This window comes from Cyanothece sp. BG0011 (assembly GCF_003013815.1).
Classification (GTDB): Bacteria; Cyanobacteriota; Cyanobacteriia; order Cyanobacteriales; family Microcystaceae; genus Crocosphaera.
The window spans coordinates 31342-51178 of the sequence record NZ_PRLH01000141.1; the positions used below are offsets into that span (position 1 = coordinate 31342).

18 protein-coding genes and 1 pseudogene are annotated in these 19837 nt (G+C 39.4%); 13 read left to right on the forward strand and 6 right to left on the reverse strand.

Features of this window, described 5'->3' with window-relative positions; genetic code table 11:
* The first annotated feature begins 185 nt into the window (after positions 1–185).
* The 3 genes from C4E06_RS18015 (at position 186) to C4E06_RS18025 (ending at position 2308) form a co-directional block, all read left to right on the forward strand.
* On the forward strand, positions 186–833 hold the full coding sequence (locus tag C4E06_RS18015; RefSeq protein WP_107669350.1) for a DUF3318 domain-containing protein: 648 nt from the start codon (positions 186–188) through the stop codon (positions 831–833).
* A gap of 27 nt (positions 834–860) precedes the next feature.
* The gene (locus C4E06_RS18020; protein WP_107669351.1) at positions 861–1850 is read left to right on the forward strand and encodes an anti-sigma factor antagonist; all 990 of its coding nucleotides are present in this window, start codon (positions 861–863) and stop codon (positions 1848–1850) included.
* A 101-nt stretch (positions 1851–1951) separates the two neighbouring features.
* Positions 1952–2308 carry an ATP-binding protein gene (locus tag C4E06_RS18025; RefSeq protein WP_198648787.1) on the forward strand — a complete coding sequence of 119 codons (357 nt, stop codon included), beginning with the start codon at positions 1952–1954 and terminating at the stop codon, positions 2306–2308.
* A gap of 14 nt (positions 2309–2322) precedes the next feature.
* On the opposite strand, the gene C4E06_RS18030 is transcribed toward C4E06_RS18025, so the two are convergent.
* Positions 2323–2556: a hypothetical protein gene (locus C4E06_RS18030; RefSeq protein WP_107669353.1), complete on the reverse strand. Its 234-nt coding sequence runs from the start codon at positions 2554–2556 to the stop codon at positions 2323–2325.
* 146 nt (positions 2557–2702) lie between these two features.
* Here C4E06_RS18030 and C4E06_RS18035 point away from each other — a divergent pair, with 146 nt between their 5' ends.
* Positions 2703–4697, forward strand: coding sequence for an NAD(P)/FAD-dependent oxidoreductase (locus C4E06_RS18035; protein WP_107669354.1), 1995 nt, complete (start codon positions 2703–2705; stop codon positions 4695–4697).
* 349 nt (positions 4698–5046) lie between these two features.
* Here C4E06_RS18035 and C4E06_RS18040 read toward each other — a convergent pair whose 3' ends face one another.
* The 4 genes from C4E06_RS18040 to C4E06_RS18055 form a co-directional block, all read right to left on the reverse strand.
* Positions 5047–6468: an MFS transporter gene (locus C4E06_RS18040; RefSeq protein WP_107669356.1), complete on the reverse strand. Its 1422-nt coding sequence runs from the start codon at positions 6466–6468 to the stop codon at positions 5047–5049.
* 28 nt (positions 6469–6496) lie between these two features.
* Positions 6497–6904, reverse strand: a complete 408-nt coding sequence (locus tag C4E06_RS18045; protein WP_107669358.1) for a hypothetical protein — start codon at positions 6902–6904, stop codon at positions 6497–6499.
* 114 nt (positions 6905–7018) lie between these two features.
* Entirely contained in the window at positions 7019–7546 is a 528-nt protein-coding gene (locus C4E06_RS18050; RefSeq protein WP_107669359.1) for a YqhA family protein, read from the reverse strand.
* A 216-nt stretch (positions 7547–7762) separates the two neighbouring features.
* Positions 7763–10039, reverse strand: a complete 2277-nt coding sequence (locus tag C4E06_RS18055; protein WP_107669361.1) for a hypothetical protein — start codon at positions 10037–10039, stop codon at positions 7763–7765.
* Positions 10040–10379: 340 nt separating this feature from the next.
* Here C4E06_RS18055 and C4E06_RS18060 point away from each other — a divergent pair, with 340 nt between their 5' ends.
* The 7 genes from C4E06_RS18060 to C4E06_RS28885 all read left to right on the forward strand — a co-directional run bounded on the left by C4E06_RS18060 (position 10380) and on the right by C4E06_RS28885 (position 16921).
* On the forward strand, positions 10380–10706 hold the full coding sequence (locus C4E06_RS18060; protein WP_198648788.1) for a hypothetical protein: 327 nt from the start codon (positions 10380–10382) through the stop codon (positions 10704–10706).
* 72 nt (positions 10707–10778) lie between these two features.
* Positions 10779–11090 (forward strand): YidH family protein, encoded by a 312-nt coding sequence (locus tag C4E06_RS18065; RefSeq protein WP_107669363.1) that lies wholly within the window; start codon positions 10779–10781, stop codon positions 11088–11090.
* A gap of 173 nt (positions 11091–11263) precedes the next feature.
* Positions 11264–12601, forward strand: a complete 1338-nt coding sequence (locus C4E06_RS18070) for a DUF1254 domain-containing protein (protein ID WP_232826291.1) — start codon at positions 11264–11266, stop codon at positions 12599–12601.
* A 54-nt stretch (positions 12602–12655) separates the two neighbouring features.
* Positions 12656–13459 carry a DUF2092 domain-containing protein gene (locus C4E06_RS18075; protein ID WP_107669365.1) on the forward strand — a complete coding sequence of 268 codons (804 nt, stop codon included), beginning with the start codon at positions 12656–12658 and terminating at the stop codon, positions 13457–13459.
* A gap of 11 nt (positions 13460–13470) precedes the next feature.
* Positions 13471–14130 carry an RNA-binding protein gene (locus C4E06_RS18080; RefSeq protein WP_107669367.1) on the forward strand — a complete coding sequence of 220 codons (660 nt, stop codon included), beginning with the start codon at positions 13471–13473 and terminating at the stop codon, positions 14128–14130.
* 102 nt (positions 14131–14232) lie between these two features.
* A complete protein-coding gene (locus C4E06_RS18085; RefSeq protein ID WP_107669369.1) occupies positions 14233–15849 on the forward strand; it encodes an alpha/beta hydrolase in 1617 nt (538 codons plus the stop codon).
* A gap of 751 nt (positions 15850–16600) precedes the next feature.
* Positions 16601–16921, forward strand: a complete 321-nt coding sequence (locus C4E06_RS28885) for a potassium channel family protein (protein WP_232826292.1) — start codon at positions 16601–16603, stop codon at positions 16919–16921.
* Between the two features lie 4 nt (positions 16922–16925).
* Here C4E06_RS28885 and clcA read toward each other — a convergent pair whose 3' ends face one another.
* Positions 16926–18293: a H(+)/Cl(-) exchange transporter ClcA gene (gene clcA / locus C4E06_RS18095; RefSeq protein WP_107669373.1), complete on the reverse strand. Its 1368-nt coding sequence runs from the start codon at positions 18291–18293 to the stop codon at positions 16926–16928.
* Between the two features lie 271 nt (positions 18294–18564).
* Between clcA and C4E06_RS18100 the strand changes: the two genes are divergently transcribed.
* Positions 18565–19428 (forward strand): MBL fold metallo-hydrolase, encoded by an 864-nt coding sequence (locus C4E06_RS18100; protein WP_107669378.1) that lies wholly within the window; start codon positions 18565–18567, stop codon positions 19426–19428.
* Positions 19429–19577: 149 nt separating this feature from the next.
* Positions 19578–19837 (forward strand): annotated as a pseudogene (locus C4E06_RS18105) (hypothetical protein); the annotation flags it as partial.

The window sequence follows — 19837 nt, forward strand, 5'->3', positions numbered from 1 at the left end:
ATCCCATTGTAACGAAATGTAAAATTTAAAAAAATGAGAAGTTAGGGTGAAACCCGTCCTCAAAGGTTCGGTTTCTCACAAAACCATTTCTTAACGCCAGTCCACCCAAAACTATGAGCCTTTCAACCAGAATTTTTGCTAAGATAAAATCCTGAGATAATAAATAAAAGAATTGTTATAAGACTATGACCTATGTAACTTCTTCTGCTAGAGCAGAAATGAGTGAGCTAAGGCGGTTAAAAACATTACTGCCCCCAGAACTACAAAACTGGGTAATGGTAGAAGGGAGTACGGAAATCAATCCCCCTCTCATACGCTGTGAAGAATTGGGAAGAGACGAAGTAGAAATTCAAATCGACTTAGCTAAATGGGAAAATTTAGCCATAGACCAGCGAAATCTATTATTCTGGCACGAAGTCGCCCGTATTCAAAACGATACCATTCCCAGAGAAGGATGGGAAATGGCCGCCCTAGCTATTGGTTTAGGTGGGGCAGTGGGAGAACTTTGGGTACAAGATGGCTTGCTTCTCCTCTTAGCTTTGGCTTTATGTGGTATTTCTGGGTATCGACTCTGGCAGAAAAACAATGGAGAAAAAAAATTAAAAGAATCCATTGAAGCTGATGAGAAAGCTATTGCCTTAGCCACCCGTTTTGGTTATACTTTGCCCAACGCCTATAAAAGTCTTGGCAGTGCGTTCAAAACACTCATTGAACAGACCCCTAACCGTCGGCAACGGAAACAATATGAATCTCGTCTCCAAGCCCTCAGACGCAGCGCAAGCAAGGCAAAAGAAAAAATGCAGCAGGAAAAAGGAAAGCGTCCCCTGCGCTAATATCAATGGACTAATCCATAACAGGTGATGACTATCCAAACGCCAGACACCCCTTTTCCCATTGTTATTGTTGACAATTACCCTGTGATGAAAATGCCCAAACGCCTCACCGTATTAGAGGCAGTCCATTTCAAACAGGTGTGTCATCAATATTTGGCTTCAGGATCTCTCCCTAAGCAGCTAATTCTAGACTTCAGCGAAACTGAATTTATGGATAGTAGTGGGGTCGGGGCGTTAGTCCATAATTTTAAGGCCGCAAAAAGCCAAAATGTGTCTCTAATTCTCTATCAAACCCCTCCCCCAGTGATGGCGGTGTTATCTATGACGGGACTTGATGAGATTATCCCCATCACCGCCACCCTCGAAACTTATCAAACCCCCACTACCTCCATACAGCCCCCTGAAACCCACCCCTCTGTTCGTTGCTGGATAAAGCGAACCCTGGATATTGTGGGGGGGTCAGTGGGTTTATTAATTACGGGTGTTTTATTCATCCCCATCGCCATTACCATAAAATTAGATAGCCCAGGCCCAATCTTTTTCCAGCAAACCCGTTGTGGTTGGATGAGCAAACGCTTTAAGATTATTAAGTTTCGTTCCATGTGCGCTAATGCTGAAGCCCTCAAACAGAAGGTTCCCAACCAAGCACAAGGGGCGATCTTTAAAAATACCCATGACCCTCGTATTACAAAAATAGGGCGTTTTTTACGGCGTACTAGCTTAGACGAATTACCTCAATTTTGGAATGTTTTAAAAGGAGAAATGAGTTTAGTGGGAACCCGTCCCCCAACCCCAGACGAAGTGGAACGGTATGAAGTTCCCCAATGGCAACGCTTAAACGTTAAACCCGGTATGACAGGAGAGTGGCAAGTGTACGGGCGATCGCGGATTACGAATTTTGAACAGGTGATCGAATTAGATTTAAGATATCAAAAAAATTGGAGTCACTGGTACGATCTGCAACTGATCTTTAAGACTGTGTTGATTTTATTTAATAAGAATAGTGGTGCAGTCTAATAACGGCGATAAAAAACATCAGTCTTTACTTAAGCCTTTTCAACTGGTTGTTAAGACTGAAATCATAGCACTAGAAAGAATTTTAGTTTGGTTTGAATCCATTGCGAAAGCGTATTTATCCCCGAGAATCTTATGGGAATGTAAACTCGCTTTATCCGAAGGGTTTACCAATACGGTTTCTTTATGCTCACAATCATTTACCCCCCACCGTCCCGATTATTATTAACGTTAATTTTTATCAGACTTGGGTTGATATTCTAATTTGGAACCAAGGGCCGTTTTTTGATCTACAAGGAAAATTAGCTGAACTGACACAACAAAACATTGACCCGCTAGAATTAGAAAGCGATCGCGGTCTTTTTTTTATGGATAAATTAACCGACGAATTAGACTATATTCGGGTTGACGCTGATAGAAATTGTTTAAAAATGAGAAAGTTCTTAACAACTCATCGTTAATAATTCATAATTGTTTAAGGAAACGCTTGCCATGCTTGGCGAACTAAATCACTTAACCAGCGACGTTGGACTCTATCCAACAAGGGATCATCTTGTAAGACTTCGGCCGTTAACTCGTCTAAAGATTGTCCCTGAGAACGGGCAAGATTAATCACTCCAGTAATGGCAACGGCGATCATTTCCTCATCAACGGGCCGACTACGGAGGGCAAATATTTCTTCTGGACTCTCTGGAATGGGATAATGCATAAGGTTATTGTTAATTGTCTGAATCGATCACAAAATGTAAACTTTTCTTAAGCGTCTCTCAGAATACAGTAACGGAAAGTTTAGCTTACTTTCAACCGAATGAAACCTGCACTTTGGCTTAATTTTGATTTTCTTAACATATCGCAATGAAGGAAATTACTTATCTAGAAATTCCCAACCCCAACACCGATGAAGTTCGTCACTGGTTACAACAGCATTGGACTCCTCTAACCGGCAAAAAGAAGATTACACCAGATGGGGTTCGTTTACAAGGAATTTCTCCTGTTGCCCCATCCTTGTCACAAGAGACAGAATTATCGATCTTTGTCTGGTCCGTACAGCGAACCACCTATCTGAAAATTTTTCGTTGGGGACCTCAACCCTTTCCCTCACAAGCAAAGGTCTGTCTTCAGTTAGAAAATGAGATTAGAAAGGCATTTCCTCAACGATATCCTCAGTTACCAGAGTTAGATAGTTCTGCTTCCTCAATTTTTGAAGCCTTAGAACCTCATTACCCGAAAACAGTGCATTTTTTTCGGAAAATGCCCCAAGGAAACACGGATTTGCAACGGGTCTATTGGTGGGAAAAACGATGGCGAGAAGGGGTCAAAAATCCTCAACAACCCAAACAAGTTATTTTTCAACAAAATCAGCCCCCGACCCCTTCAACCACTACTTATGACCTAATTTATGTTGGCGGGGCTTTAGGGGTCATTCACGCTGCTGTCATGGCACAATTAGGCTATCGGGTTGTTCTAGTAGAACGGTTAGTGTTTGGACGGATGAACCGGGAATGGAATATTTCTCGATCTGAGTTTCAAAGTTTGATTGATTTGGGTTTATTTACAGTAGATGAATTTGAATCAATTATTGCCAAAGAATATATTGATGGATTTAATAAATTTTTTGATGGTAATAATCCGCCGCATTTAAAAGCCGATGTGTTACACACGCCCAAGGTTTTAAATATTGCCATTGATACCACGAAATTTCTTAAACTCTGTGGCGATAAATTAAAACAAGCGGGGGGAGAAATCTGGGAAAGAACGGAATTTATTAAAGGGAATATTGACCCAGAAGGAGTAACCGTTAACTTAGTTAATTTAGAAACAACAGAAACGAAAATAGTTCGAGGACGGTTATTAATTGATGCCATGGGGACGGCTTCCCCTATTGCTTGGCAATTAAATGGTCAGCGTACATTTGATAGTGTTTGTCCTACGGTTGGGGCGATTGTTGAAGGGTTTGCCCCTGAAGTTTGGGATCATCAATATGGGGATGTTTTAAACTCTCATGGTGATATTTCTCGGGGTAGACAATTGATTTGGGAATTGTTTCCAGGGGAAGGAGATGAATTAACGATTTATCTGTTTCATTATCATCAAGTTCATCCCGATAACCCCGGTTCTTTATTAGAAATGTATGAAGATTTCTTCAATATTTTGCCAGAATATCGTCGTTGTGATCCCGAACAATTGACGTGGAAAAAGCCAACCTTTGGTTATATTCCTGGTCATTTTAGTGGGAGTAAAAGCGATCGCAAGGTGGCTTTTGATCGATTGTTAGCCATTGGAGATGCAGCCTCCTTACAATCTCCCTTAATTTTTACAGGTTTTGGCTCCTTAGTCCGTAATTTAGACAAATTAACCTATCTATTAGATTTTTGTTTAAAACAGGATTTACTCAAGGCAGCGGATTTGAACCAAATTCGGGCTTATCAAAGTAATGTGGCAGTGACTTGGTTATTTTCTAAAGGAATGATGGTTCCTACCGGTAAAACCTTACCGCCACAGCGTATTAATGCCATGTTAAACACTTTCTTTGGTTTATTAGCTGATTCTCCCCCAGAGGTAGCCGATACGTTTATTAAGGATAAGACAACCTGGTTGATGTTTACCCGCCTTGCTTTAAAAGCAGCCAGAAAAAATCCTGCTTTATTGCTGTGGATTTGGGAAATGGCCGGAAATAAAGACTTAATTCGTTGGTTGGGGTCTTATTTTGACTTTACTGCTGATAGTTTGAAAAATCTCTTCTTTTCTTCCTGGTTTTCCCAAGCCTTGAAGCAACTGTCTGAGGGAACAAAACAACGATATCCTTCTCTGTGGTTGCGTTTATTGAGTTTTCAAAGGAATTTAACTTAAAGTGTCATAATATTTGCCTACACCCTACCCCCCATCTAAACTCAGTAGATCGAAAACTTACTGGTAAAAGGCTGCTGGGGAGCAGGGGGAAGGGGAGCGCCGGAGAAAATTTTGACTTAAATCAAGCCTTAATAAAGCTAAATTCTTATTTTTTAAAGTTTTTTAGATCGAAACTAAATAATACTAAGTTTTAAATCACTTTACTCGGTGTTTTTGCTCTCCCCTGCTCCTTACTCGCGCGTTCCCAAGGCGAATTCGATAGACTTCGTCCCTCTTCGAGTCCGCCGGGGTCGCTCGTCTCCCTTCTCCCTTGCAATCTAAACTAGGATCTTTGTGATCTACTGAAACTTTAACGTGAGCTTAAATGGGGTTCATTCACCGATTCTAAGGAAACCCCTTTGGTTTCAATGCCGAAGAAATAGGTGATCACAGCCGCCAGCAGACAACACACAGCTAAAAGAATCATCAGGGTTGAAACACCGATACTTTGTTTGAGAAGGGGAAGGGTAAAGGTCCCTAAAACCGCCCCAGATTTGGCGATCGCGGCTGCTAACCCGGCCCCACTGGCACGCAGGGCAGTGGGAAACACTTCCCCAGAAATGAGAAAAGTGGTGGAATTGGGTCCCATATTCATCAACAGATTAAAAATAACAAATCCTGAGAAGATTAACAGCAGATTCGGGTTAGTGGTTTGAGTGGGATCACCGGCCACCGCTAAAATAGACAAACCGATGGCCATACCGATAAATCCCATGATTTGTAAGGAAATCCGTCCTAAACGGTCCACTAAGATAACGGCAAGGATAAAACCAAGGATTAAAAATAAATCCACCACCGCCGAACCGGTGGCCGACGCTAGTTCACGGTTCAAAAAATTAGTTTCGTTGGAAAAGGCCAGGAAAGCGATAATACTGGGGGTAAACACTCCAATACCATAGGTGGCAATGTCTTGTAAGAACCAGGGAACGGAGGCAAAAACAGTATTGCGCCAGTATTTAGTAGAAAATAAGGCTCCGTAGTTTAAATCCGTATCTTGTGGTTCGGGTTCCGTTTCTGGGGTAATCATGACTGGTTCATTCAACAGTTGTGAGGCGGCCTCGGAGGCTGCTTTGTAGTCTCCTTTAGCAATGTAATAACGGGGACTCTCCAGTAAAAATTGAAACCTGAGAATAGCAACCAGAATGGCCAACCCTAAACCGACTCCTAACATCCAACGCCAAGCATACTGTACCGCCGGTAAAATAGAATCGGGATAAAGGTATTCAAACAGGGCAATCACAATAATGCCAGTCATTGCCCCTAAAAAGGACCCAATGGCTTGAAAAGTAAACGCACCAATCACCATCCTTCCTCGCAAGCGAGAAGGCACATTTTCCGTAATATAGGCCACGCTGATGGGATAATCTGCCCCAATACCCACCCCAACGAGAAAACGAAAGAAAATTAACGATTCAGCATTCCACGCTAAAGCGGTTCCGGCACTGGCTAAAATAAAAATGGCCAGATCGACGATTAACATCTTTTGACGACCAATTTTATCGGTAATGGGGCCGAGGGTTAAAGAACCCAATAAAGCTCCTGCGATCGCAGCCACTGCCACCGCCCCGGTTTCCACAGAGGTTAAGTGAAAATCTTGTTTGAGAAAGGGTAAGGCAATGCCGATGACGAAAAAATCAAAGCCATCTAAGGCAATTAAACCGGCTGCTAATATCCACAGTAACCACATTTCTAAGGTTAAGGGAGAATTGTCTAGTTTTTCTTCAAAGGTCATTTTTATTTTTCAAAAGATTGAGGGTTTATTATAATCTTAATAATTGAGCGATCGCAGGTAATAATTGATTACATTCTTGCACAAATTTTGTTGCTTTAGGTAAGTTGGATGTAATTCCTATTAAGGCATTTTTTGAGAGTTTAGCTAATTTTTTAAATTGACTATCCTCTGGTTTATTAGCTGATTGCGCTAAACTTTCAACGGCTTCTAATGCTTCAACTTTATGGACATCTTTGAGATTTTCTTCTGTTTCTATGGCTTTTTGTAGTTGACTTAATAGCTCTTTTATGGTTGCTTGTCCTTCTTTATAATTATCAGGAAGTTGTTGGATATGATTAGAAACTTGTTCGCTAATATCTCGTAAATTAACCGTAGATTGATTAGGGTGCATGTCTTTTGTGTTAAGGGGTTGGCTATTGTCTGAACTATTATTCATTAGTTTATTATCGATAATATTGTTTACATTCGGTTGATGGTTTAAAGCTAGTTTAACAATTTTTGTAATCTATTTAGTTATTTCTTTATTCTTTTCTCAACGACGACTTAAAGATTAGCTTTCTTTCTCAGTTAAAATTAAACGAATACTAAGAGCGATCGCAATGATTGAAATAGGAATCACTAAAACATTCCAAGTTAAAATTTTAATGGTTTCTGATTCTAAAATCCCCTTAATAAAAACCACCGTTAATAAGACAACTAATATCTCTAACAAAGTCTTTTTTAGGTTAGTAATACTATTAACACGCAACCAACTTGCATAATTAACTAAATCATCTTTAGCTCCCAGAAATAAAGAATAAATTCCCCAAGCAAAATATAACAAAGCTAAAGCAACTAAAAAATCATCCAATGCTTCTAATAAATCAACAATTATAATAATACTTGATTCTACTTGTCCTCTTGCCACTTCATTGCCTGTTGCCACTCTGATAAACACTTTGACGGTGTCTACTGTTCCTAACCCAAACATAAATATGGCACTAATAAGAGAAGAGGCGATGGCTAAAATACTACTAAAACGACTCCACTTGATTATTTTGAGGAGAAGATCGGTTTTTGGGGGTTCTGATGTTGACATAGTTATGGGTTAAAAATTTTTGACGATCTCTGATATATCTTACATTAAACTCATATCTTGCACCTTCGATATCCTCCAACCCCCCTATACCCCCCTTTGAAAGGGGGGATAGTAATGGTGTTTTATTTTGATGGCTTATGATTCAAAATTGATTATATTTTCATCATTATTAAGTTTATTTGTAAGGCGTGCAAAAGTAAAAGGATGATTCAGTGCCTAAAAATGAAAGGTTGCTGAAACAAAAGGTCCGTTTAGATTTTCTTCAAATCTAAAGTCATTATCATTGCCAGTTTTATAGTCGATCTCATAGAAATGATAACCGAGTTGTAATGAAATTTGTTGATGAATCCACCAATCTAACCCAAACAATAAGTTCCAACTAATATCTGTTTCTCCTGCTAGTCCAAACCCCGAAGCATCACCTCTTAACCAAAAAGTAATGGGGTCTGAGATTTGGATACCGAATTTTCCTCCTAATAAGGGTTCAAACCAAGTCCGTCCTCGCTCAAACTTTCGTTGAACCGTACCCTGAATATTGATTAAAGAACTCGATAGCTCAAACCTATTAATTGTATCAATTTCAATACTAATATCATTGAGGCGAACCCCGACGATGGGTTGAAACCAAATCAAAGGAAAATTGCGATTAGAAGGTTCTTTCGGCAATTCATGAGAAGGAAGATCCCCAATATGATAACTAAGGGCAAAATCATAAATTCCTTGATCAAATTGTAAACTTGCTCCGATGGTTGCTTCAAGTTGTTGAGGTTGTTGATTTTCTAGAAAGTCTTGAATTTGGTTAACTGCTTGAATTTCTCGATCTAATAATACTTTTGCTTGCTCAAGTTGATTATCGAGATTTTGCAAAGTTTCACTATCTTGTTGCGAGCGCAGTTCTTTAACTCGTTGACTAACACGCTCTAAATTATCTCTGGTTTGTATTAATTTTTGTTCAATTTGATTAACATCGGTAAGTCTATTTAACTCTTTAATTTGGTTATTTAAGTCTTGTAAATCGTCAATAATAGGTAAATCTTGAACCCTCAAAGAAATAATGTTTTCTAATGATTCAATATCATTAATTCCCAGTTCTCTCACCAGGTCAATTTGTGATTCAATGGCCTTTAAATCTTCAATTTTAACTAAAAGTTCCTCTAATTTTTGCTCATCTGTAATCACTCTATCATCTAGTAACGTTTTCACTTCTTCTAGCTTAGATTCAAGGTTTTGTAAAGCTACGCTGTCTTCCCTATTTCGTAATTCTGTGACTCTTGTACTAAGGTTGTCTAAATTATTTCTAGTTTGTCTTAATGCTTGTCCTACTTGTTCAATACTACTAAATTCATTTTCTAATTGATTTAAGTTTTGAAAATCAAGGTCAAGAAACTCTTGAAATTGTTCAGTATTGATATTATTAATAAAGTTTATTCTTAAATCTTCTATAGTTGCAATTTGTGATTCGAGGTTTTGTAAATTTTCTACTTTTGTTTCTAATACTTCTATAGTTTGACGACCTGTAATTACTTTATCTTCAAATTCTTGGAATCTAATTTGTAATTCCTGAAGTTTTTGGGTATCTTCCGAAACAACAACTTTTAAATCTTGAACTTGACGTTCCAAATTTTGAAAAGGTTGAGCATCTCTTACTTGTTGAATATTATTAGCGACTTGAATTTCTTGATCAATGACATTAACCACTTCTTGTAGTCTAGTATTAATTCCCCTATTTAATAGAAAGTTTAAAACATTAATAGGATTAGGATTTCTCGAACGAGATATTTGCAGATTACCAATATCTTGTAAACTAGCAAAATAACCATCAATAATAAATCCCCAACGACCGTTCCAACCTTCAAAACGACCGCTTGCAGTTGCTCTTAATGTATCTAATAATTCCCCTAAACTTAAATGATAACTAACCGTTTCTCCCCTCGCTGAAACCGTTCCATAGGTATTAACGGGAATGGTTGCATAAGGTTGTAATTTAAAATGCCATCGGTTATCTTCAACGGTTTGAGTTGTTTCTATAACAGGTAAATCTTGTGACAACTTAGGTGAAGTTTCTGGAAGATTTAAAGAAGAATCAGAGTTGTTATCTGAGAATATTTTTAAGGGTTTAGGATTTGAAATTTCTATCAAATCTGCGGCACAATTACTGGTCGCTTTTATTTCCTTTTCCTTCTCTTTAGTAGATGATATATTAGGCGTAACAGTGTTAGTTAAAGGCGTAAATGTAAGACAAGAAGATGTTGTCTCAACTTGGTTAGAATTAACTGTATTTTCTAAAATAGTAAAACTATCTTTTTCAACTTCGGTAGCTAAATGTCGCTCTTCTATAACGAATAAAGTTGATGGTTCATCTAAAATGTCTTGGTCGGTTTTAGTTATTACTGGGTTGGCTTGTACATTTGCGGAAAACAAATAACAACTAACTAAAATAGTCCCCTGTATTATAGCTTTTAAATAAGCAAGTTTTAAAATTTTGTGTAACATAGTTTGTCGGAGAAAGTTAAAGTTATTTTTAAAAAAAGACCAGAAAACAGGATTTTTAAAACAGACAATAGATTTGCGTATTAGTCAGTTTTTAGATAATTTCTTATTAATTTTTAACTTATTATCCGCACTCTATAGAAGTTACTCGTTCCCGTTCTCTATCTTACCTAACTTTTTTCCAACTTAAGTGAAATTAAGTCAGTATTCTTACTGTTTTTATCGACTATTATCAGCTTGAATCATGGATTGAAGTTGACTTTTCACGTCTTCAACGTAATTTTCGTGGGTAGCAACACCATAATTATTACTAAGAACGCAGGCTTTAATTGCTGCTTGTACAATGTCTGAGGAAAGTCCTCGTTATCTCAGCATTTTGTATAAAACCTTTATTTATACTGTAGCCGTTTTGATACTGGGAATAATTGAACATTTGCTTCATGCTTATCATCAAACTAAATCCCTTATTCCTGCTTTTAAAAGTTTTATCGGTTCAGAAAATATCTATCAAGTTTTAGCCGTCACATTGTGCATATTAATTGTTTTTTTAATACACAATATTTTTAAAGAACTTGAGATTTATTTAGGAAAAGAAAATGTTCACCAATTTTTCTTTGCTCTCCCTGAGTCTAGAATCAAAAATCCCACGATTCCTAGTAAAAAATCTTAAATGAGGTTAAATTTGCGGACAATTATGGCCCGACAGTAGGTAAAACAGCAAAAAGATTCTGTGATTTCTAAGATGAATCAATCTCCTATCAACTCAGAAAACCCTAAACCGCTTAATAATAATGACTTAGCCGCAGATCGGACTGAATTGGCTAAATACCGTAGCCGTGCTGCCGCAGATCGTACCCTAATGGCTTGGATACGTACTTCCCTCTCCTTAATTGGCTTTGGTTTTGGCATTCCCACCATTGTTAAAGCGATTGAAAGTACCCATTTACGTCCTCATATTAATCCTATTCGATTCTCGGTGATTGTGGGATTAGCCTTTATTAGCATAGGAATGCTTGGGATGGGGTTAGGGTTAAGAATTACTCAAACAAATTGAAAGCGATCGCTATACTTACCAAGGTTTTCACAGTGCGGAAATTGTGGGAATTGCTTTGTTAATGATTGGTTTAGTCAGTTTTATCGGAGTTGTTGTTAAATCCCTCGATTTTTAACCTGATTTGCTCCTCATTAACAGCCAATTTTTCTTTTTAATCAAAAACATAAGGTTTTATGACCATGACCCCTTTATCAGAAGACCAAGCATTTCAACTGGGCGTTGAAGCCTATATCTTTGGTTATCCTTTAATTTTAATGGAGATTACCAAAGCAATCACAACGGCCGTCTCTTCCTCCCAAGGATTTAAAGCCCCGATTAACCAATTTGCCCACCTAAAAGCCTTTCCTGATGCTTCCTTTACAGCAGTGGTGAGTCCCAATGCAGATACTTTATATTCCTCTGCTTGGCTTGAGCTTTCGGCTGAACCCATCGTTTTGAGTGTTCCCGATACAGGAGGGCGTTACTATTTAATGCCCATGCTAGACGCTTGGACAAATATTTTTGCTTCCCCCGGTAAACGGACAACAGGGACAGAAAAAGGGAATTTTGCTATTTTACCGCCGAATTGGACGGGAGAACTTCCTGAAGGAGTCCAAAAGATTCAATCACCAACCTCGATGGTTTGGATAATTGGACGAACACAGACGAACGGAAAAGCCGATTATGAGGCAGTTCACGCCATCCAAGACCAATATCAGCTAACACCGTTAAGTCAATGGGGTAAATCTTATCAACCGCCCACTAATGTCCCCATTGCGGGGGGAATTGATACCCAAACCCCTCCCGTTGAACAGGTCAAAAACCTCGATGCGGCTTCCTTTTTCACTCGAATGTGTGCTTTGATGACAGCGAATCCTCCGGCGGCTCAAGATCAAGAAATAGTGAAAAAATTAGCAGAAATTGGGTTAATACCCAGTGAAAATTTTGATTTTCAAGCACTTGATCCCGTAATCATCAAAGGACTTGAGCGTAGTATTTCTGTTGCCTATGAACAAGTTGTCAAAGCCGGTCAAACCCCTAAAGCAGAGGTAAAAAATAACTGGTTAATGACTTATGACTTGGGAAGCTACGGAACAGACTATTTACACCGTGCAGGGGTTGCCTGGGTTGGATTAGGGGCAAATGTACCCGAAGATGCCATGTATCCCTTGACACGAGTGGATGAGGAAGGCCACCCCTTGAGTGGGGAACATGATTATGTCATTCATTTTGAACCCCAAGAAATCCCCCCTGTTAATGCCTTTTGGTCGATTACGATGTACAATAACCAACAATTTTTTGTCGATAATCCTCTTAACCGTTATGCCATCGGCGATCGCGATGGTTTGAACTTTAATGACGATGGTTCTCTCGATATTTTCATCTCCCATGAGTCTCCTGGAGAAAATAAGGAAGGGAACTGGTTGCCCTCACCCTCAGATGATTTCAATCTCATTATGAGACTATACGCCCCTAAAGCACCTGTCTTAGAGAAAATCTGGTCGCCTCCCTTAGTTAAGGGTGTTTCCTAGTCATACTTACTGAAAATTCATCAAAAATAATGAGTATAGAGAAATTGTCAAACTATGTCTAGTTTATGGAAAAAATCTCTTCTTTTCTCCTTAGTCAGTGTTAGTTTACTGGCTATTCCCCAGAGAATAACCGCCCAAACAAAGAGTGAAATTGAACCTCAAGCGATCGCCTTAATCAAGTCCATGAGCGATCGCCTAACGGCTACCGATTCAATGACTTTTACTGCCGTCAGTACCTACGAAAGTCCCAGTCGCCTTGGCCCGCCTCTGATTTACACAACAATTTCTGAAGTTACAGTACAACGACCCAATCAATTAAAAGTGATTACCCCTGGAGATGGGCCAGCTAACGAATTTTATTACGATGGTCAGACAATCACTGCCTACTCTCCTGCTGAAAATCTGGTGGCGGTGGCTGATGCGCCAGCAACCCTTGATGCTGCCTTAAAATTAGCCTATGATTCTGCGGCCATCTATTTTCCTTTCACTGATGTCATTGTTAGCAATCCCTATCAAGATATCAGAGAAGGACTACAAATTGCCTTTGTTGTAGGTCAATCTAGCGTGGTGGGGGGAACCACAACGGATATTGTCGCGGTGGCCAATGACAGTATTTTTGCCCAAATTTGGATCGGGGCTGAAGATAAGCTACCTCGCATGATTCGGGCTGTCTATCGAGATGATCCTTCAAGACTACGGCATCAAGTGGAGTTTTCTGATTGGCAGCTAGATATTCCGGTTTCTGCGGGGGATTTTACCTCTTCCGAAGCAAAAAAGGCTACCACCATTCCTTTTGCACCCCCTGAACCCCCAAATTCTACTTCCACGGATACAACATCACCCACTCAATCTGAATAGGAGAATTAATAATGAAAACCTTAGTGATTAGCTTGATTACGCTTCTTTCTATGACTCTTACTTGCGATCCCTCTGCTGCTTTCTTCCACGCAGGAGCTAGAGGTGGTAGAGTCTCAGGAGGCGGTGGCTCTTGGAGTGGTACTGGATTTCGAGGTGGCACCGCTTCAGGGGGCGGTGGTTCCTGGAGTGGTACCGGAGCTAGGGGTGGCACAGCCTCAGGGGGTGATGGCTCTTGGAGTGGTACCGGAGCTAGGGGTGGCACAGCCTCAGGGGGTGATGGCTCTTGGCGTGCTACGAGTCCTTATGGAACCACTGTTAACGGGGGCGTTGGGTATGGCGATTATCATGGTGGAACCTACTCTACTTATCATCCCCCTGCTGTGGTCAATCACTACGGCTCTGATTGTTATAATTGCGGTGGTTGGGCGGCGGCAGGAGCAGCCGCCGCCGGGGCAGCGATCGGAGCAGCTAGTGCCACAGCAACCAATAATTCTGCACCCGAAGAGACATCTGGAAGTGCTTATACTGTAGGGGCTATCTATCCCAGTCTTCCGTCAGGATGTGTCTCTAGTCAATCTGATGGAGAAAATTTTTATAATTGCAACGGAACTTGGTTTAGTCCAGCAGCCGGGGCTAATGGTGTTTACTATCGTGTCGTTCCTGCTCCGTAATCTTTTTTGTTTGATCAATTTTTGTAACCAAGTGAGTTTAACTAGCTTTCTAAGCTTAAACTCACTTTAATTATTAATCTTTTACGATTTAGCAATATTAACATGATTAATTTAACTCAAAGATTCGGATTGACTTTAGGACTAGGAATACTATCACTGTTGCCATCTTTCCCAATTTTAGCAGCAGAAAAAATCACATTTTCTATTGCCCCATTAGGAGAATTTGATGTTTCTGTGGACAGTTTAGTAGTTTTTGCTAAAGATGGAACAATAACACCTGACTTTGCTTTCTATACTAAGCATTTCACCCCTGAAGAATTGACAAAATTCAGGGCTTTACTCAATAAATCGTTCCCTTTAAATGAAGTAGAAGCATTTGAGTTTTTTAACACCAATTTCGGCAAAGAAATTGTCAGCCAACTGAGTCGAGCAATTAAAAGTCCATCTGATCAAAGTGAACCTTTTTTACAGGGAGCTATTTTACTAGCAGCTGCCAATCCAGATGGATTGAAAATTATTAATGTTATTAAAAATTACGATAGTTCAACCGTCGCTGTTAATTTAGAAACGATTCGTAATACGATTAATGAAGCTGATCACTTATATCAATCAACAGAACGTATTTTTAATTGGTTAGATCGTCAAATTGAAACAGACACATCAACTGCTTCTTCTGTTAACTTATCTGACTTATCTAAAGCTGGAAAAATCACCTGGACATCAGAAACCATAACCATTCCTCGTCCTAATGAAGATCCCTTAACTATCTTCGTTTATGTACCTCAAAATCTGTCTAAACCTGCCCCGACAATCGTTATTACCCCTGGCTTAAATTCTGATTTTCAAGGTTTACGCTATGCAGCCGAACATTTAGCTTCTCATGGCTTCGCTACTGTAGGAATTGACTTTCCTGAAAGTGATACTGAAAGAATGAAAGATGCCTTAGCAGGGTTAGATACATTTCCCACTCCTAATGCTTGGATGGATCAGCCAAAAGATGTTACTTTAGCTTTAGATACCCTAGAACAAAAAATGCAATCAGATCCCAATTTTCAGGGTAAATTAGACCTTAAAAATGTCGGGATTTTGGGTCAATCTTTAGGGGGATATACCGCAACAGCAACCGGTGGGGCTAATGTTCAATGGGAGTATTTAATTAAAGAATGTGCTAAGTTGAATAATCCCGATGTAATTAACTTAAATCCCGCCTTACTTTGGCAATGTAAAGGAATAACAAATGCTCCTCCGTTGCCAGAACTTCAAGATCCAAGAATCAAAGCTGTTATTGCTATTAATCCTGTGACTAATCCCGCTTTTGGCAATCAAGGCATTAATGAAATCTCGGTTCCAATGATGTTTATTGCTGGAAGTGCGGATATTTTTGCTCCTTCTTTACCTGAGCAAATTACTCCTTTTTCTAATGTTAATAAGGAAGATAAATATTTGATTTTAGTTCAGAATGGTACTCACTTATCCTTCTTACAAGGAACGGAGCAATTACCTGATTTTCTTGTGGGAGAAGGACAAGATTTAGCTTATAATTATCTGAGAAGTATTAGTCTAGCCTTCTTTAATTTTTATTTGAATCAACAACAGGAATTTGAGCCTTATTTAACGGATGCTGCTGCACAGCAAATGGGACAAAATCCTCTCCCTCTTCATTTAATTAAGTCTTTGACCCAAGAGCAATTAAATGAAGCCTTGAAACCAACTAATTAAACCTGTTTAGTCTAATACTTTTTTAAACTGACATCTTGCACGCCTTACAAAATAACTTGATGGCTAAAAAAAAGACAGTCAATGCTCAAGCAGTTACCCTTAAAATAAGATACTTTTGCCTGTCTTGGTGAGCGTTCCCTTGCGCAGATGCGAAGGCGCGGGGTCTCACCGCTCTTGCCTCTTGCCTTTTGCCTACCCCCCCTGCCCCTACCCCCCCTGCCCCCCTTTGAAAGGGGGGTGTGGGGGGGTGTGGGGGGGTGTGGGGGGTTTAATCGAAGGTGCAAGATATGAGTAAAAGTATGTGATACCTATTAGAGAAACTTAAGACAAAACAATTTTGGAAAAAATTAAATTCATACTGCTTATGATTACTTTCACTTAATAAAAAACTTTTATGCTAGATATATTAACTAATTCTTATTTAATTCTTCTGCTGACTGTTATTAGTATTGTAATTGCGATTGTTAGTGAAAATACAGTGCAATTGCTATCTGTCAATCTTCTTTTTTTACTAACGATGTCTTTAATTAGTTTGCGAGGCTTTTACAAGCACCGTCATATTTATTCTAATCGCAGCCTTCAGATTTTATTGGTCTTAATTTTAACGGCTTTAATTGCAGATTTTTTTATGTATTTTAGTTGGTTTCCTGATTTTAAAAATTTTTTTCTGATTTATACTGGGTTGATTAAAATTAGCATATTTGGATACGGTTGGCTTACTTTAGTTAAGATACTGGCACACAGGCAAACAGTGACTAACCAAACTATTGTTTTAGCAATTACTGCTTATCTTTTTATTGGAATCATTTGGTCATTCATCTATTACACGATTTGGCAGATTAATCCTCAATCTTTTCACATTGATGTTTCTAGGGAATATGAACTCAAACCCTGGAATTTAGCCATGTATTTTAGTTTAATTACCTTAACAACAGTTGGTTATGGAGATATTTTTCCCATAGGTAAATGGGTCATGGTTTTGTCTAACTTTGAAGCCATGGCAGGGGCGATTTATTTGACCGTAATCGTGGCTAGATTAGTGTCTTCATATAGCACCTCTGATGAGAATTAAAACATTAACTGGATTGTTCTCCCTGAATACGTCTTAAGTTTCGCTTCAGAAGCACGCTGTAAATTGGCTCTCCCCCCAAAGCATGAGCCGTAATAGTAGAAGTTAAACAGGTCACTAACAAAGGCAAAATTAACAAATAATTATCTGTCATCTCAATGGTTAACACAATTGCCGTCAAAGGAGCGCGCACAGTAGCAGCGACCAATGCCCCCATTCCGGCCACAGCAAAAGCATCTGGTTCGGGAAGTAGAAAAGGAAACTCAAACCAATCATGAACTTGCTGAGTAGCCCCCATACTGAAGGTCGTGGCCAGGGCAAGCATGGGTGCAAAGATACCGCCAGGGGCCCCACAACCGTAGCAGAACATCGTTAGTCCAAAACGAAGCAAAAACAGCGAAAGTAAGACATAGCCAGGTGCTTCATTTCTAAACGCCCAAAAAATTGTCTCATCACCACCTCCAATAATTGGAGGATATAACCAACTCAGGAAACCGATCGCAGCACCGACATATAAACCAGTAACCAGATAGGACAAACCTCTTTGGTTGGAAAACCAGTCAAGGGTGCGAAAGAGACACAAATTAAACACATAACCGATGATTCCTAAACAGATACCTAAGAGAGCAAAGCCTAAAAGTGAAACCAAGGGGGGTGCCTCGAATTTAGTAATCTTAATATCAGCACCTTGACCGAGGAAAACTCTTACGACAATAGTTGCCATCACTGAGGCCAGTGCCACTGCCCGATAGGAACTAATGCGATCTTTAAAGTTAGGACGCATTTCTTCGTTAACAAACAAAATACCAGCCAGGGGTGCATTAAAAGCACTCGCCAGTCCTGCTCCTGCCCCGGCAGCCACTAGGATCTTAATCTGTTCTCCCGAACTACGAAAGTAACTGCCCACCATCTTGCCAATGCTTCCTCCCATTTGAATGGTTGGGCCTTCTCGCCCTAATACCATGCCACTACCCAGAGCTAATAGTCCCCCCAAAAACTTAACAGGGAGAACCCATTGCCAGCGTATAGGGAGAAGTCCATCGAGAAACCCTTCAATTTGAGGAATGCCACTCCCTCCAGTTTCAGGGGCTAATCGACGCATCAACCCAAAGGCTAAATAGACCATGATGGCTGAGAGTACGGTTGGCACTAACCAGTTTAAGACAGCATCATTTTTGACCAACTGTAGTAAATATTTTCTTCCTTGGATCACTTGAGAGACAGCTACTTGAAATAAAGTCCCCACTCCTCCTGTTAAAATACCCACTAAGGCTGCCCACAGGAGAAGCTTAATCTTGAGCTTTTGTTTTGCCTCCAACAAAGCTTGGGGCATGAGCCTCGAACTGACCTGACTAATTTTTTCTCGGTTTTCCATTCTTCAAAACAATTAGGTTAATAACTAAGGTGACGGCAACATTATGATTCAATTTGTGGCAAACTTATAAGTAAAGTTACAATTTCCCTCAAAGACACCAAACACCTGGGAGTGTACATTACCCATAACTTTACCCCGTAGCAAAATTGCTATTCACAGAGTTAGTTAATGAGCTAACCTAGAAAGAAGTGTAATTTAAAAATGTGTAACCCATAGGTATATTTATCCTATGGGTTGCTTATTTAGCCATAAAGTGGACGATAAGGAAGGAATGTCTAGCAACGGCGATCGCTTTGAGATCAAATTTTGGGGAGTTCGAGGTAGTATCCCCTGTCCCGGAACCCAAACTGTCCGTTATGGGGGGAATACCTCCTGTGTGGAAATGCGTGTCGGTCAAGAAAGATTGATCTTTGATGGAGGAACCGGACTTCGCATCTTAGGGGAATCTTTGTTATCAGAAATGCCAGTGACGGGTCATTTATTTTTTACCCATTCCCATTGGGATCATATTCAAGGGTTTCCTTTTTTTGCTCCTGCTTTTATTCCTGGTAATAAGTTTCATATTTATGGTTTACCAGCCCCTAATGGAGCAACCATTAAACAGCGTCTACATGATCAAATGTTACACCCTAATTTTCCAGTTCCTTTGCAAATTATGCAAGCTAATTTGGAATTTTACGATCTTGAAGCCAGGGAAATTATTAACATTAATGATGTCACCATAGAAACGGGAAAATTAAATCATCCTGGGGAAGCTTTAGGCTATCGGGTAACTTATCAAGATTTAACCGGGGTTTATATTACAGATACAGAACATTTTCCCAATCATTTAGATCACAATGTTCTCCATCTAGCTAGAAATGCAGAGGTATTAATTATTGATACCACTTATACGGATGAAGAATACTATGATCCAAAATCAAGTAAAGTGGGTTGGGGTCATTCGACTTGGCAAGAAGCAGTAAAAATAGCTCAGGTGGCTAATGTTAAAAAATTAGTTTTATTTCATCATGATCCTTCTCATCATGACGATTTCTTAGACAACATTAAACGACAAGTTCAACAAGTTTTTTCTAACGCTATTTTAGCGAAAGAAGGTTTAACGATTGATTTAACGCAATTTGCAAGTCATTAAAGTACACTCTAGGTAATTCTAAATTCTACATTCTTAAGTTCTACATTCTGATTGACTGTTTCAACCGTTGGTTAATAAGCTAACATAAACATAGGAAAAGGAATGACCTATCAAATCAAGCTACTGATGGGTTACATAAGGGAGAAGCAATGAATTACGATGAACAATTAGAAATTCTTATTAACGAAGCCCCTCAACAAGGGGTTCCTATTCCGGTGATGGAAAAAGCTGTGGCCCCAACCCTCAAATTTTTTGCCAGTCAGCTACAACACGAAAAATATTATGTTTTACATGGCAAAAATCGCTCTTGGTTAGTGACAACCTTAAGTAATCGTAAAAACCCCAAGGAAGAAAAGCGGGTAATTTATGCTTTTGCGACTAAGAAAGATGCTGAAACCTTTCAAGGTAT

Bases quoted from the DNA above. Each gene is read 5' to 3' on its own strand.
- C4E06_RS18015 (WP_107669350.1), top strand. From the start codon at position 186: ATGACCTATGTAACTTCTTCTGCTAGAGCAGAAATGAGTGAGCTAAGG.
- C4E06_RS18020 (WP_107669351.1), top strand. From the start codon at position 861: ATGACTATCCAAACGCCAGACACCCCTTTTCCCATTGTTATTGTTGAC.
- C4E06_RS18030 (WP_107669353.1), bottom strand. From the start codon at position 2,556: ATGCATTATCCCATTCCAGAGAGTCCAGAAGAAATATTTGCCCTCCGT.
- C4E06_RS18035 (WP_107669354.1), top strand. From the start codon at position 2,703: ATGAAGGAAATTACTTATCTAGAAATTCCCAACCCCAACACCGATGAA.
- C4E06_RS18040 (WP_107669356.1), bottom strand. From the start codon at position 6,468: ATGACCTTTGAAGAAAAACTAGACAATTCTCCCTTAACCTTAGAAATG.
- C4E06_RS18045 (WP_107669358.1), bottom strand. From the start codon at position 6,904: ATGAATAATAGTTCAGACAATAGCCAACCCCTTAACACAAAAGACATG.
- C4E06_RS18050 (WP_107669359.1), bottom strand. From the start codon at position 7,546: ATGTCAACATCAGAACCCCCAAAAACCGATCTTCTCCTCAAAATAATC.
- C4E06_RS18055 (WP_107669361.1), bottom strand. From the start codon at position 10,039: ATGTTACACAAAATTTTAAAACTTGCTTATTTAAAAGCTATAATACAG.
- C4E06_RS18060 (WP_198648788.1), top strand. From the start codon at position 10,380: ATGTCTGAGGAAAGTCCTCGTTATCTCAGCATTTTGTATAAAACCTTT.
- C4E06_RS18065 (WP_107669363.1), top strand. From the start codon at position 10,779: ATGAATCAATCTCCTATCAACTCAGAAAACCCTAAACCGCTTAATAAT.
- C4E06_RS18070 (WP_232826291.1), top strand. From the start codon at position 11,264: ATGACCATGACCCCTTTATCAGAAGACCAAGCATTTCAACTGGGCGTT.
- C4E06_RS18075 (WP_107669365.1), top strand. From the start codon at position 12,656: ATGTCTAGTTTATGGAAAAAATCTCTTCTTTTCTCCTTAGTCAGTGTT.
- C4E06_RS18080 (WP_107669367.1), top strand. From the start codon at position 13,471: ATGAAAACCTTAGTGATTAGCTTGATTACGCTTCTTTCTATGACTCTT.
- C4E06_RS18085 (WP_107669369.1), top strand. From the start codon at position 14,233: ATGATTAATTTAACTCAAAGATTCGGATTGACTTTAGGACTAGGAATA.
- clcA (WP_107669373.1), bottom strand. From the start codon at position 18,293: ATGGAAAACCGAGAAAAAATTAGTCAGGTCAGTTCGAGGCTCATGCCC.
- C4E06_RS18100 (WP_107669378.1), top strand. From the start codon at position 18,565: ATGTCTAGCAACGGCGATCGCTTTGAGATCAAATTTTGGGGAGTTCGA.